This is a genomic window from Draconibacterium orientale (assembly GCF_900111425.1).
GTDB lineage: Bacteria > Bacteroidota > Bacteroidia > Bacteroidales > Prolixibacteraceae > Draconibacterium > Draconibacterium orientale.
Genome location: NZ_FOHT01000021.1, coordinates 50,668 through 64,089, shown reverse-complemented (window position 1 = coordinate 64,089; position 13,422 = coordinate 50,668). Strand labels below are relative to the sequence as shown.

Here is a 13,422-nt window from a genome sequence, read left to right as displayed (position 1 = left end):
GACTGATTATTAAAGATTTAGATTTTTGTTCTGAATGACAAAATACACGCCTGAAATGTTACTAAACCGCTTCTATACTTGTAATGCTTTCCCTCAAATGCTTCATATACTTATTTAATTGCAACTGAACACTTGAAATCGTTGACTGGGTATAATTTTGTGTGTTCTGAATGTTATTCTGCACACGCTTCATCATTAAGTCGAAATTAGAGATTAGCGCATTGGCAATTTTTTTTTCGTCCTCGTGCGGCACCATAATTTTTTGGCAGCTTGATATGCGGTCCGCCCGCTGCAAACCATTCAATGCCTGAAAGCTAATCCTTTTACCCAAAGCCTGATAATAAATAGAAAAGAAGGCCTCAACTCCAAAAAGGATCTCTTTCATGTCTTTTAAAATGGGGAGCAAATCGGCTCTAAGCATGGCTTTTTCGCCCATCGCCGTTTCATACGGATTGGCGGCATAATTAATCGTAAAACTTGCAGGATTACCAATAACCATATCAGCTTGTTGATTTTGTATCGGGGCTAACATGGCTGTAAAATGCTCCTTCCGCAAATGCACCATATTGGCGTTGATAAACAGCACAATTTCGTTGCTGGCATACTCAACGCCACAGGCCATTGCGTAACTCTTTCCATGGTTTTCAGGCAGCTTTAAATACTCGAAGTGAAAGTGAGTGGCCAGCGTTTTCAAAACATTTTCTGTTCCATCGGTCGATCCGTCGTCAACCACAATCACCTCGGCGTCAGGATTGTGTTTACAACACGAGGCAAGTACATTAAAAATGGTTTGCTCTTCGTTGTAGGTACAAACAATAATGCTTGTTTTCATCTGTTTTCTGTTTTCAGGCACGAATATAAAACGGAAAAAGGAAGCAGTGCAAAAGGAAATTCGTGAAATGCTAAAACGAACTCTTGGAATGAAACGACTTAATTCTCAGCTGGATGTACCTCGTAAATTTTTATGGAGTTTTTCTTACCAAAAAATTTGATCAGGTCAACGTATTCAATTTGGTATTCGTTGGTGTTTTTTATCAGTTCCATGGCAAATTCGCTGGTCACCAAAATCTTCTTTTTGTAGCGTTTACACTGTTTTTGAATACGTGCTGCCGTATTTAAAACATCGCCGTGGAAAGCCAGCTCGCGCTTACTTAAGGCTTTCTCGTACAGGTAACAAAAATCGACGCGGCAATTTTCGATGGAAAAACGAGGCTGGCAGGAGGTTCAAAATAACGGCAAAAAAACCTGGTTGCTACCATTTTAAGAAAATAATTGAATCAAATGTACGATATTAGGCTTGTGAAATATTTTTTAGCATTCATACTCATTTTTATATCGGTGGCAGGATTTGCGCAGGACACCCTATCGCGCGAAGACTGGACACCCTATTTTGAAAGTAATTTGCCCACTCGTTTTCTGTACCTGAAAATGGAAGGCCCGTTTCAGTACAATATTTCATCCACCTCGGAGATACCTGAAATTGGAGATGGATCGGCTGAAATTACAGGAAACAGAACGGTAACGGCGCGTTTAAAATTTCCTATTCTTAATAAACAAAGGGTGAAACTAGCTGGCGGTTTTCGCTATGTAAACGAACAATTTTATTTTGAAGACATAAAGCCCGGCGACTACCCCATGTACGTTGGATTAAACGACCGCAACCTGCGGCGGCTGGGCCTTGATATGAAAGGCTTGTTTCACCTGCGCGACAATCATTCGATAGTGATGCAAACAAGCTGGAGCCTGGCGGGCGATTTTCATATTCACGACGATAAATATTTTTCATTTGGCGACTTGCTGAAATCATCTCTTGCCATTGGTTATGCCACCCGAAAAGACAGGCATACCTATTATGCTTTTGGGGCTTATTTTGGTTATACTTTTGGCGATCCGGCAATTTACCCGGTTATAAATTACTGCAAACGATTTTCCAACGGAATTGGGCTGGATTTGCTGCTACCTCAAGGATTTAAAGCCTGGAAACAACTCAACAAAAACTTTTATGTGATTTGCGATGCCGAAATTTCGGGAACCAGTTACACCGTGCGTGTTAACAATACTGTGCTAAGCGAAATGGAAAGTATTCAGTTGCGCCAATCGACCGTTGATGCAACGGCAGGCATTATCGCACAAATAAACAAATGGGTAGGTTTGGAGGCAAAATTTGGCTACTCCAACAACATTAATTTTAATGTTACCGAATCGAACTTTAAAATTGGAAGCACCTTGTTAAAGCCCGATACCGATTACCTTATAAAATCGAAAGTTTCAGGCGCACCATACGCGAGTATTTCACTGTTTTTATCGGTTCCGAAAGATTTAATGAACCACTATGTTGACTAGTAAAACAGCACCGCCTGCTTGTTAAAATGACTCATCTATTTTCCTGACAGCATCCTCCATAGCTTTAATCGCCGAATCGCCAATTTCAGTTGCGCCATCAATTATTTTATCCAGATCTTCGTCCAGGTCTTCATCAACGTATTTCTCTATTTTATCGCCAATTTTATTGACGTCGTCTTTGAAAAGATCGCGCAGCATATCGCCAACACTCGTTTTATTTTTAAGTGCGTGGTATTTAATAATCAGCCCTTTAATTTTCAGCTGATCTTCAATCGTAAAATCATCGCGATATTCGAGGTACCATTCCCAATTGTATTTTTCAAATTTCTCATCGGCCCACTCCCAGTCTTTCTTTCCATATTTTTTATGGTTATTCTCCACCCGCTCAACAAAACGTTCAAAACGGTCGAGGTAATCCTCCTTCGATATTGGAGCTGAACAGGCAAACAGCCATAACAAACAACACACTATCAAATATTTTGAGTACTTCATTTTCAATTCTTATTTTAAACAAATTAAGGTTTCCATGGCCATTTTACACAGTCTTTAATTTCGGGAAAGAGCACATAATCGGCTCTCCCTTTCATGGCGCAGGTTTTTACGTGTAAGCCTTTTAGCTGCTGAAGTGCAGCTTCCATGGTTTTGCCGGATACAGAAACATCATCGACCAACAAAATACGTTTCCCTTCCAAATCCCAGCTGGCTTTTTCCAGCACTTTGGGCTCGTTGTAGCGCGGATTATTTTCTTCATCGCGGTAATTTAGTGTCATCACCAACAATTCGGCATCAAGATGATAAGCCACCATTGTAGCTGCCGGAACACCTCCGGTGCCAATGCCAATTACCACATCAATTTTTGGGAAATCAATTATTCGGAGTCGTTCGGTTATTGTTTTAAACGATAATGGAACCATAGTTGCTTATTTTTAATTTTTCACTGTTTCGTGGTACACCGGAATTTCGAGGTAAAAAGTTGTGCCTTTTCCCATCTCGGTTTCGAACCAGATTTTACCGGCAAAATTCTCAACAATATTTTTTACAATCGAAAGACCCAACCCCATTCCACTGGTTTTGGTGGTAAAACTCGGGCTAAACAATTTATCGCGTAACTCGGCATCAATACCCGAACCGTTGTCTTTTACCGAAATTACGGCCATGTGCTGGCGTCGGTCGAGCTTCATTTTAATTTCTCCTTTCCTGCCCTCAGGAATAGCCTGAATGGCGTTTCGAATCAGGTTTATAATGGCCCGCGACAACTGTTCTCTGTCGGCATTTACTTGAATATTTTCGTAACCGTTCGAATCAAATTTAATGTCGATTTCGCTGTGCGTTTCGTACAAATCGATTGATTTTTTCAGCTGCTCGGACAAACAGAATACCTGGTTGCGGGCCGTTGGTATTTTGGCAAAGTTCGAGAACTCGGTAGCAATATTCGAGAGGTTGTCGATTTGCTCGATTAGTGTTGAGGTTACCCGGTCGAGAAACTCGTTGTACTCTTCGTTTTTTCCTTTGGCACGTTGCAAATACTGAATGTTCAGCTTCATCGGTGTTAACGGATTTTTAATCTCGTGCGCAATTTGCTTGGCCATTTCGCGCCATGCCGATTCCCTTTCCGAACGTGCCAGCAAATCGGCACTCACTGCCAGTTCATCAACTTTTTTGTTGTATTCGCGAACCAAACTCCCGATTTCGTCTTTCCGGTTATACTGAATGGGCTCGTTGCGTTTACCCAGCTGCATTTTCTGCAGGTTCTCCTGGATAACAACCAACGGACGGGTAATTTGGTTGGCAATAAAAACGGCCGCAATAATACTGGCTAAAAACAGCAGCACATATAAGTTAATAAACGCTACAATAAAGGTCGAAATCTCCTGGCTGTAGTTATCTTGCCTGATAAAATAGGGCAAATTAATAACCCCCAGGTAGTCGCCATTATTATTAATGATAGGCCGGTATGCCGACAAGTAAGATAACCGGCCAATATTCTCGGGCTGGAAATAACTGATGGAATAATTCTGATACACCTCGTAGTTGGCACGGGCATTTATTCGCGACGATACCAGTCCGCGATCAAAAATTTCGAAACGCGATGAAGCGATAAGTCGCCCTTCGGTTCCGTAAATATTAATATCGGTGCGGAAAATATTGGAGAGTTTTGCCAGTTCCTCGCGCAACCATTCTTCCAGTTCGGGTGTAATCTCGCGTTTATCAGTCAGGCGCATGTCAATTTCTTCTGAAATCGACTTCATTTTCTCGTTCAAATCATCCTGGTGTTTCTGCCGGTATTCTTTTACATTGTAAAAAAGTGTAACCCCGGCAACAACCATTAGCGAAACAAAAACGATGGAAATAATAGCCGCCTGTATCTTAAATTTCAGATCGAAAAATACCCTTCTTCCCCGGATTGACCGATTTGCAATTATTAAAACGACCAGCAATGTAAGAAAATAGAATACAAACAAATACGGAAAAGAAATGAGGTAATCGATAGGTGTTAACAACTCTCTTGACACCACCACATAATTCTGCTGGCTGGTGCGATAAACCAGGTGCTCGTATTTGCCCTGGCGGATGTATGAAAACTCGTCATCAGATTTCAGGTAAACGTGCCCGTTGTAATTGTAGTTGTATTCGCCATACTTATCGGCAAGTTCTCCGGCGTAATATTTTGCATAGTTGAATTTGCGGTATTTCTCCGGGCGAGTCATCGATTTATCGATCAGTAACTCGGGAAAACCAATGCCTTCGAACAATAAATCAGAATCCAGATCGATATAAATGGTTATTCCTTTTCCGCTATCAGCCAGGGGATAACTAAAACGACCGGTATAAGAAATCCTTCCGTTCATATTGTCCATAAAATAAAAGTTCGTTCCGGGAATTTGAATTCCTTCCGATTCTATTTTATCATTCAAATAGGGCCTGCACGACACTTCATAGTCGTCAGGAGGGATGAGCAAATTACTTTCTTCGCGACACACCAATATGTTTAAGAGGTACTTTCTGAAATAGGTATTGAAATACGACTGCCGGATGTATTCAATGGCATCATCGTCTTTGTTCTGAAACAACAAACTCTGAATGGCCGGATCTTTTATAATATGCTGCTGTATTTCGGTCATAAAAACTTCGGCAGCAGGATCGCGCTCGGCAACCAGTGTTACAGCCAGCAATTTCTGCTGTCCTTTATCCATTTTTATGATGGTTCGGTTAATAACAACCAGCGAGTAAACCGAAACCACCGCCACATAAATAATCAGATAACTTAAGGTAAAGGTTTGCAGGTAATGGCGCGTTATCAGCGACGAAAGAATAACACAGATAATAAAAAGCAGCAAGGCGTAAATAGATACATTTTGTACGGCAAGGTATTGTACTGCAGCAAAGAACAAACTAATTACCAGTGTTAAAATAACCAGTTGGTAGAGTTTAAAATTTTTCAGCGTTTTTTCGTTTACCCGAATGGTAAAAAATACAACACCCAGCAATAATAAACTTACTGCAAAAATCCCCAATACACTTTGAGGCGAGATATCGATAATCTTGTTTAGCGCAAACGAAACGGTTGAGTTATAAATGAGCTCCTTTATCAAAGTATCGACCAGCAAATACAAACTGGCGTTAAAAATAAGTAGCAGAATAATTATACCTTTTCGCGGCAAACCCGAGTTTTTCTGCAAATCCCGGATATTCAGGTCGATGGCGAAATTGTATATCCAAAAAAGGAAAAATATGGCCAGAAGAAAATAATCGCCAAGTGATGGTAACCAGTCGTTTATGGCAAAAAAATCGGGACTAAAAAACTTCAGATGAAAGAACACCTTGGGCACCTGAAAAATGAGGTGAATCCAATAAACCACAAACAACGCCACACCCAGCGAAACCAGTTTCAGGAAAAACGGGGCGTCGTTGTCAACAAATTCTTTCCGAAAATAAAACAACAGCAAAATAAGCCCGATAAAATAAATGGCTCCGGGAAAATACAACTGGTTGGTGGTACACCAATAATTTCCGTGCGGCAAAAGCGTAAACAGGTAATCGCCTTTCAGGTCAACAATATCGTAACCGTGGTTAAATTTATCTGTGCGTATTATATAATTGTTGGGAAGCCTGTAATTTTTAAAGAAATTATTTTGCAGGTACTTGTTTTCGTACGAATAGTTGCGCTTTATTAAATGAAAGGCGGCTGCTGTATATTCGCCAACATTTAAGGTATCAACCAGGTAATAACCGTTTGGCAGCGCTACCAGTCCATTGGTTTTTGGCAGATCTTCAAGGCGGTTGTAGAAAGTAATTCCGCGGTCGGACCAAAAAAACAGCTCATTATTTCTAAAAACCATCGAACCAAATCCGGTTTCGCCCACAAGCGTTTTTTCCTGGCTAAAAAATTCGCTGATACCCTCATCCAGATCATCTTCAATCAGCACCTGTTTAATTTCCAGAAGCTTATTCTGAAGCTCTGCTTCGTTTACCAGCAGCTGAGTTTGAAAATCGCTGATAAGTTTGGTTTCCGGATTTCGCCGTAGTAAACCATTTTCAAGAATGGCCGCCACAACCAAAATACCAATGGCTAAAGTAAGGTAAGTATATTTATTTAGTTTAAGCAACATTTGCTATTCATGATGATACGGTTCGCCTTTTAAAATTGTCATCGCTCTGTATATTTGCTCTACGCACAACAATCGCACCATTTGATGCGAAAATGTTAACCGCGATAGTGAAATTTTTGAACTGGCTCGTTTATACACTTCTTCAGAGAAACCATATGGGCCGCCCACTACAAGTATCAGTTCTTTTGGTCCGCTTATCATTTTCTTTTCTAAAAACTGCGAAAAATCCACCGACGAGAACATTTTTCCTTTCTCATCAAACAAATGCAACTCTTTGCCCGGCGCCAGTTTTGAAAGAACAATTTCGCCTTCCTTGTTTTTCTGCATTTCCGGATTGGTATTTTTCCCCTTTTTAATATCGGGAATAACTTCCATTTCGAAACTAATGTAGTGTTTCAGGCGTTTCAAATATTCATTTATCCCATCGCGTATGTAGGCCGCATCCGTTTTACCAACAACCAATAATGTAATCTTCATTTCGCTAAAATCGTTTATGTTCAGCAATCAGGTGTAAGTGGCCGCATATTATCCAATTCTTAAACTTCCCGGATGACAAAAAGACACCAGCACATAATTCACTGAAGGCGAATTAAATATAATTATGTTTCTACAACAATCGCCCAAATGATTTTTAATTTTATAAATTTACAGTAAAAATAAGTGTATAAAAGCGTTTTTGCACAGTTTTTGCTTATTATGCAACACATATGCTGAATTAAAATATGATGACAAAATTTAAACATATAGTTTCAATCATCCTGATCTTTTGTAGTTTCATATCGATAGCTGCTAATTCGTCTCAGGATAAAAAGGTACCGAACGAAATTAATGTTGGTTTGGCAACCGGAGATGCAAAAGTACTTTCCACTTATTTTAACCAAAACGTAGAACTGGTAGTACTTGATAACGACAATGTTTACAGCAAAGCCCAGGCCCAACAAATTGTAACCAACTTTTTCAGCAAATTTCCGCCGATAGAAAAAAATGCTTTTAGCATTATTCACGACAGTGGAAAAGAGAATGCGCAATACGTAATCGGGAGATTAAAAACAGAAAAAGGCGATTTCAGGGTTTACTTACTTCTGAAACAAAACGATGGTAAACAGTACATTCACGTACTACGAATTGAACAACAGTAATAGCCGGTATGGCAACGGAAAAAATCACTTTTAAACGAATTAAAAAGCTGAGCGAAAGAGCCGTTGAACACGCTAAACAAATTTCGCTTCCCCTTTTTGATGGAGTACCCTTATACGATGTTTTGTTGTTTTTCTGGAGAAGTATCGTCGACGGATCGATAACAACCCGTGCTTCAGGTATTGCATTTTCTTTTTTTATTGCCTTGTTTCCCGGTATCATCTTTCTTTTCACCTTAATTCCGCTCAGTGGCTTTCAGGATGAACTTTTTGTAATTATCCAGGAGATAGTACCCGAAAGCGTTTGGCCCACCATAGAAGAAACCATTACCGAAATTGTGATGCGTCCTCGCGGTGATTTATTGTCGCTGAACTTTGTTATGGCACTTATTTTCGCCACCAATGGTTTTGTTTCGATGATGAGCGCCTTTGATGCAACTGTACACAATATCAATCGTCGAAAATGGTGGAGCCAGTATATTGCAGCAGCTCTTATGCTCGTCGTTTTTACTGCCGCACTTACTATTGCAATAGCCTTGTTAACAGGTGGACAGATGTTGATTAACTACCTCGACCGGATTGACATTATTCAAGACAAGTTTCTGGTGTACCTGTTAATTATCGGGAAATGGATTATAACGATTACGATATTCTTTTTCGCCTTCTCGTTTCTGTATTATATGGCGCCGGCAAAAAAAACAAAGTGGCGTTTTATCTCGGCAGGAGGAACACTGGCTACCGTACTAAGCATTATTGGTTTTGCGGGCATGTCGTATTACCTCAATAATTTTAGCCAGTACAACAAGCTTTATGGCTCTATCGGCACGCTGCTGGCCATTCTTTTTCTGATGTACGTAATGTCGCTGATTTTGCTGATTGGATTTGAGCTAAACGCCAGTATTTACCAGGCACACACTTATCAGGGCGAAGACTAGGAAGGATTATTGATGAAGGGTTAATTTTGATTTTTGGGTAGAGCTTTTCTGAAAACCACCATCTTCCTTCAGAATTTGATTTCTGATAACTGCAAACTGCGACTGTCAACTATTTCTTCCCTTGTTTAAAAAGCAGCTCCTTTTCTTGTTTGGTTAAACTCTCGTAACCCGATTTGGCAATTTTATCCAGAATGCGATTAATCTCGTCTTGCTGCTTGTGTTTATGACGGTTGTATTCATAATCGTCGCGTGGCGGTTTCCGGTAAGTAACTTTCATTTTACTTTTGTGCTTGAAAAGCCCCTCGAAAAACTCACCAATTTTATTTACAAGGTTTACCAATCCGGCTCCCATATCTTTTCCTTTTCGCAGTTGATAGATATAAAACCACCCCCAGAAAGCACCACCTAAATGCGCAATATTACCTCCCGGATTTGTTGATGAAATACCGATTACCGATAATAGTACGTAAAAGGCAGCTACATATTTCAGCGGAAAACGACCGATAAAAAACAGGTGAATCTCGCGGTTGGGATCGTAAAAAGCAACAGCTACCAAAATAGCAAAAATGGATGCGGAAGCCCCCAGTAAAAGGCCATTAACAGAATCGAATACAGGAATAAAATTGTAGGCAATTAAGTATAAAAAGGCTCCCCAAAGGCCTCCCATAAGGTAAACGCCCAGCATCTTGTCCCCTTCAAAATGATAAAGAAACAGCTGCCCAAACCAATATAAACCAAGCATGTTAAATAGAAGATGGATAAATCCCTGATGTAAAAACATGTAGGTTATTACTGTCCATGGGCGTTGTGCCAAAACTTCGGTTACCGAAGGCACTGATAAATATTGATATAAAGATATATTTTGGCCGCCCAGGTAAAAAAATATACCAATGATTTTCAACAAAAGAAATACACCAATATTGATGTAGATGAGCCGGGTTAAAACCGATCCTTCTTTAAATGTTCGTTTTATGTCGCCTGCAATATCCACAACTATTCCGTCTTGTTTTTAATAAAAACGATTCGAGTTTTTGTTCCAGTATTTAATCATAAAATACCCAAATAACATTCCGCCAAGGTGGGCAAAGTGCGCTACACTTCCCTGAATTCCGGAAACACCAAAGAACAACTCCAAAGCACCATAACCAATTACAAAATACTTGGCTTTAATGGGTATTGGCGGAAACAGCAACATCAACTCGGTATTTGGGAACAACATACCAAAACCTAACAAAATACCGAAAACCGCACCCGAAGCACCAACAGTTGGTGTATTTAAAATGGCATTTAACTTACCGGCCAGCGGATCGCTAAAATTCTTTCCTTCGCTCCAAATCTGGTAACCCACTTCTTTTACGTAGGCAATCTGGTCGGGCGACATTTTACCAATCAGCGACTGGTATTCGAAATAAGTTACCACCATATGCAGCACCGCGGCGCCAATTCCGGTTACCAGGTAAAAAGTAAGAAACCGCTTTGGCCCCCAAACACTTTCAAGCACGCGCCCAAACATATACAGGGCAAACATATTGAAAAAAATATGCCCGATACCTTGCGAGCTATGCATAAACATATAAGTAAAAAACTGGTGTAGCTTAAACTTTTCCGACAGCGGAAAGTGCAAACCCAAAATCGGATACAAATCAGTTCCGCTTTGTTTTAACACAATGGTTATCAGAAAAAACACAACGTTGGCAAGAATCAAGTTCTTCACCACCGGTGGCATATTTAACATCGGACGGTATCTCATATTTATAAAGTTGGAAGACCGAAATAAACTTTCTTTCCAAAATCAACGGTCTTCAGTTGCATATTGTTTTAATGACCACGCAAGGTACAATGACCACGCCAAAATTTTAAGTGCTCAAATTAACGACAATCTGTCATTTCGAGAAACTTTTTTCGATATCATCTGTCGAAATGATGGTCAACACCTTTTTTCCGTCGGGCGAAAAATTGGGTGTTGCACAGGCAAACAAATTATCGATCAGGTGGTCCACCTCTTCCTGTTTCAGGTTAGTACCATAATCCATTGCCGATGCTTTTGCCAACGATGCCGCTATTTGCTCTTTAGCTTTTGAGCGTGCATCCACCGGCGAAGTTTTGTACTCTTCCAGCAATTTTTCAAGTATCAGCTCGGGCGACGAAATATCTAAAACTCCCGGCGTGCCATTAATAATAAACGTGTCTTTCCCAAATTCCCGGATATCAAACCCCAACGACAACAAATCTTCCAAAATGGATTTCAACAATGCCGAATCGGCAGGATTGAGTTCGATGGTTTGCGGAAATAACTGCTGCTGGCTGGCCACCGAATCCGATTTCAGCACCTCCATAAACTTTTCGTACAAAATTCGCTCGTGTGCCCGCTTCTGGTCGATAACCATTAATCCCGATTTTACCGGTGTTAATACATATCGCTGTTTTAGCTGCAAAACTTTTTTACCACTAAACTGCCCGGGCGCATTCGCATACAAGTCATCAGCCTGAATGGCGCTTTCGCGGTATTCGGGCTCGGGTTTTAATTTCAATTGTGCTCCCTGGTACAGGTCTTCCCAGTTGTCAAGGTTCTTCTTTTCTCTTCCCGACCCGGGAGAAGAGCTTCGTCCTTGTCCGGCAGAATCCTTTTCAAACGGCGAGTATCCACGTTCGGCAAACTGTTTTTCGTTGTCAAACGGATTGTAATCGGGATTGATTTGAATCTCCGGGAAACGCACTCCCTCGCCATCTTTTTTCGGAACAGGAATATCAATGCTTCCACTTTGGTCGAAATCGATTGACGGCACCACGTTGTGTTTGCCTAACGATTCGCGTATCGAGGCATGAATAATCGGCCAGATATCGCGTTCGTTTTCAAATTTTATCTCGGTTTTTGTTGGATGCACGTTAATGTCGATTGCTTCCGGATCGAGCTCCAGAAACAGAAAGTACGACGGATAAGTATCGGGAGGTAACAACTGCTCGTAAGCCTGGGTAATTGCCTTATGAAAATACGGATGGCGCATAAAACGTCCATTTACAAAAAAGAACTGTTCGCCCAGTGTTTTGCGGGCATATTTGGGCTGCCCAATGTAACCGAAAACCTTTACAATGCTGGTATCTTCATCAACATTTATAAGGCTTTGATTAAGGCTCCGGCCAAACACATCAACCAAACGTTTCCTGTAGTTGGCCGGCGGCAGATCATAAACCGGCGATCCGTTGTGGATTAACGACAATTTAATGTCGGGATTGGGCAATGCTACCCGCTGAATTTCCCAGATAATATGCTTTAATTCGGTTGAATTTGCTTTTAGGAATTTGCGACGTGCCGGCACATTATAAAACAGGTTTTTAATCATAAAATTGGTGCCGTTGTTGCATCCCGCAGGCTCCTGTGTTTTTACTTCGGAACCGATAATATGAATAAAAGTGCCCACCTCATCGTCGGCTTTTTTGGTGCGTAGCTCCACATCGGCAATAGCGGCGATGGATGCCAGCGCTTCGCCACGGAAACCCATGGTACGAATGGCAAACAAATCATTGGCCGAACGGATTTTTGATGTGGCATGACGCTCAAAAGCCATTCGTGCATCGGTTGGCGACATTCCGCTTCCGTTGTCCGAAATCTGAACAAGGGTTTTACCAGCGTCTTTTATATTGATGGTGATTTCAGTTGCGCCCGCATCAAGAGCGTTCTCCACAAGCTCTTTCACAACCGATGCCGGTCGCTGAATAACTTCTCCGGCAGCAATCTGATTAGCTACTGCATCGGGTAATAACTGAATAATATCGCTCAAGATTAAATCTTTAGAAATTTGTACTACGAGATTCGCTATTTAGGCTAAAAAGTCGGAAAAGAAGAAAAGATAAAGCACCAGGGCAAGGATTAAAACAATCCATATCAACCTGCGGTTTTGTGCTCGACGGGCCGATTCGGATGAGCGCGCCCAGCCATCTCCCGTCCGAAATTGACCTTTAATGTTTGGACGATACGGGCGATTGCTGTCTTTTTTCTCATCAACAATTCCTAACTCCTCCTTAATTCGGCGTTCCCGCTCGTCTCTTTCGTCCTTGTCGGGATCCCAAAAACGTGGGGTGATACTAAACTTTTTTGTTCCCGGTGTATGAAAAAATTTGCCAATCATCGCGTTCTGTTTATTGTACAAAGATAAGCTTATTCTGCAAAAACTGTTCCGTAAGAAAGGATTGTTCGTTCAACCCCCTCAGAGTGATGGTCTCACTCAGAGTGAGGCTATCACTATTGAAAGTTATTCGAACGCTGATAACACTGATTTTGCTGATTTACAATAAAAAGAAATGGCTCGCTGATTTCGCCGATTGGCGCAGAAGAATTTTCGGGTCCAGCGGTTTGTAACCGCTGCTTGATTGAGCCTAAAAAAGAGAGTCCGGGGCTGT

General features: G+C 41.1%; 13 protein-coding genes. 3 read left to right on the top strand and 10 right to left on the bottom strand.

Going from position 1 to position 13,422, the window contains the following annotated elements:
- Nucleotides 1-61 precede the first annotated feature (61 nt).
- Both BMW53_RS12405 and BMW53_RS21400 read right to left on the bottom strand, forming a co-directional pair.
- Nucleotides 62-832, bottom strand: coding sequence for a glycosyltransferase family 2 protein (locus BMW53_RS12405; RefSeq protein ID WP_051567608.1), 771 nt, complete (start codon nt 830-832; stop codon nt 62-64).
- A 98-nt stretch (nt 833-930) separates the two neighbouring features.
- Nucleotides 931-1,062, bottom strand: coding sequence for a hypothetical protein (locus BMW53_RS21400; protein WP_256999105.1), 132 nt, complete (start codon nt 1,060-1,062; stop codon nt 931-933).
- A 219-nt stretch (nt 1,063-1,281) separates the two neighbouring features.
- Here BMW53_RS21400 and BMW53_RS12400 point away from each other — a divergent pair, with 219 nt between their 5' ends.
- Complete coding sequence (locus tag BMW53_RS12400) at nt 1,282-2,343, top strand: hypothetical protein (RefSeq protein WP_038556250.1); 1,062 nt, start codon at nt 1,282-1,284, stop codon at nt 2,341-2,343.
- Between the two features lie 21 nt (nt 2,344-2,364).
- Here BMW53_RS12400 and BMW53_RS12395 read toward each other — a convergent pair whose 3' ends face one another.
- The 4 genes from BMW53_RS12395 to rlmH are packed head-to-tail and all read right to left on the bottom strand — an operon-like array spanning nt 2,365 to nt 7,430.
- Nucleotides 2,365-2,835 (bottom strand): DUF6565 domain-containing protein, encoded by a 471-nt coding sequence (locus BMW53_RS12395; RefSeq protein WP_074780719.1) that lies wholly within the window; start codon nt 2,833-2,835, stop codon nt 2,365-2,367.
- A 23-nt stretch (nt 2,836-2,858) separates the two neighbouring features.
- On the bottom strand, nt 2,859-3,257 hold the full coding sequence (locus BMW53_RS12390) for a phosphoribosyltransferase (protein ID WP_038556253.1): 399 nt from the start codon (nt 3,255-3,257) through the stop codon (nt 2,859-2,861).
- Nucleotides 3,258-3,269: 12 nt separating this feature from the next.
- A complete protein-coding gene (locus tag BMW53_RS12385; RefSeq protein ID WP_038556255.1) occupies nt 3,270-6,953 on the bottom strand; it encodes a sensor histidine kinase in 3,684 nt (1,227 codons plus the stop codon).
- A 3-nt stretch (nt 6,954-6,956) separates the two neighbouring features.
- Complete coding sequence (rlmH, locus tag BMW53_RS12380; protein ID WP_038563879.1) at nt 6,957-7,430, bottom strand: 23S rRNA (pseudouridine(1915)-N(3))-methyltransferase RlmH; 474 nt, start codon at nt 7,428-7,430, stop codon at nt 6,957-6,959.
- A 245-nt stretch (nt 7,431-7,675) separates the two neighbouring features.
- Between rlmH and BMW53_RS12375 the strand changes: the two genes are divergently transcribed.
- Both BMW53_RS12375 and BMW53_RS12370 read left to right on the top strand, forming a co-directional pair.
- Nucleotides 7,676-8,092: a DUF4783 domain-containing protein gene (locus BMW53_RS12375; RefSeq protein ID WP_081804765.1), complete on the top strand. Its 417-nt coding sequence runs from the start codon at nt 7,676-7,678 to the stop codon at nt 8,090-8,092.
- Between the two features lie 8 nt (nt 8,093-8,100).
- The gene (locus tag BMW53_RS12370; protein ID WP_051567611.1) at nt 8,101-9,024 is read left to right on the top strand and encodes a YihY/virulence factor BrkB family protein; all 924 of its coding nucleotides are present in this window, start codon (nt 8,101-8,103) and stop codon (nt 9,022-9,024) included.
- Between the two features lie 109 nt (nt 9,025-9,133).
- Here the strand turns inward: BMW53_RS12370 and BMW53_RS12365 are convergent, their stop codons facing one another.
- The 4 genes from BMW53_RS12365 to BMW53_RS12350 form a co-directional block, all read right to left on the bottom strand.
- Nucleotides 9,134-10,015, bottom strand: coding sequence for a rhomboid family protein (locus BMW53_RS12365; protein WP_051567612.1), 882 nt, complete (start codon nt 10,013-10,015; stop codon nt 9,134-9,136).
- Between the two features lie 18 nt (nt 10,016-10,033).
- Nucleotides 10,034-10,774, bottom strand: coding sequence for a rhomboid family intramembrane serine protease (locus BMW53_RS12360; RefSeq protein ID WP_217642944.1), 741 nt, complete (start codon nt 10,772-10,774; stop codon nt 10,034-10,036).
- A gap of 133 nt (nt 10,775-10,907) precedes the next feature.
- A complete protein-coding gene (gene mutL, locus BMW53_RS12355) occupies nt 10,908-12,803 on the bottom strand; it encodes a DNA mismatch repair endonuclease MutL (RefSeq protein WP_038556263.1) in 1,896 nt (631 codons plus the stop codon).
- A gap of 39 nt (nt 12,804-12,842) precedes the next feature.
- The gene (locus tag BMW53_RS12350; protein WP_038556265.1) at nt 12,843-13,151 is read right to left on the bottom strand and encodes a hypothetical protein; all 309 of its coding nucleotides are present in this window, start codon (nt 13,149-13,151) and stop codon (nt 12,843-12,845) included.
- Nucleotides 13,152-13,422 lie beyond the last annotated feature (271 nt).

Coding starts and splice junctions, on each gene's coding strand:
- BMW53_RS12350 (WP_038556265.1), bottom strand. CDS start 13,151: ATGATTGGCAAATTTTTTCATACACCGGGAACAAAAAAGTTTAGTATC.
- BMW53_RS12390 (WP_038556253.1), bottom strand. CDS start 3,257: ATGGTTCCATTATCGTTTAAAACAATAACCGAACGACTCCGAATAATT.
- BMW53_RS12405 (WP_051567608.1), bottom strand. CDS start 832: ATGAAAACAAGCATTATTGTTTGTACCTACAACGAAGAGCAAACCATT.
- BMW53_RS12360 (WP_217642944.1), bottom strand. CDS start 10,774: ATGAGATACCGTCCGATGTTAAATATGCCACCGGTGGTGAAGAACTTG.
- rlmH (WP_038563879.1), bottom strand. CDS start 7,430: ATGAAGATTACATTATTGGTTGTTGGTAAAACGGATGCGGCCTACATA.
- BMW53_RS12395 (WP_074780719.1), bottom strand. CDS start 2,835: ATGAAGTACTCAAAATATTTGATAGTGTGTTGTTTGTTATGGCTGTTT.
- BMW53_RS12370 (WP_051567611.1), top strand. CDS start 8,101: ATGGCAACGGAAAAAATCACTTTTAAACGAATTAAAAAGCTGAGCGAA.
- BMW53_RS12385 (WP_038556255.1), bottom strand. CDS start 6,953: ATGTTGCTTAAACTAAATAAATATACTTACCTTACTTTAGCCATTGGT.
- BMW53_RS12375 (WP_081804765.1), top strand. CDS start 7,676: ATGATGACAAAATTTAAACATATAGTTTCAATCATCCTGATCTTTTGT.
- BMW53_RS12400 (WP_038556250.1), top strand. CDS start 1,282: ATGTACGATATTAGGCTTGTGAAATATTTTTTAGCATTCATACTCATT.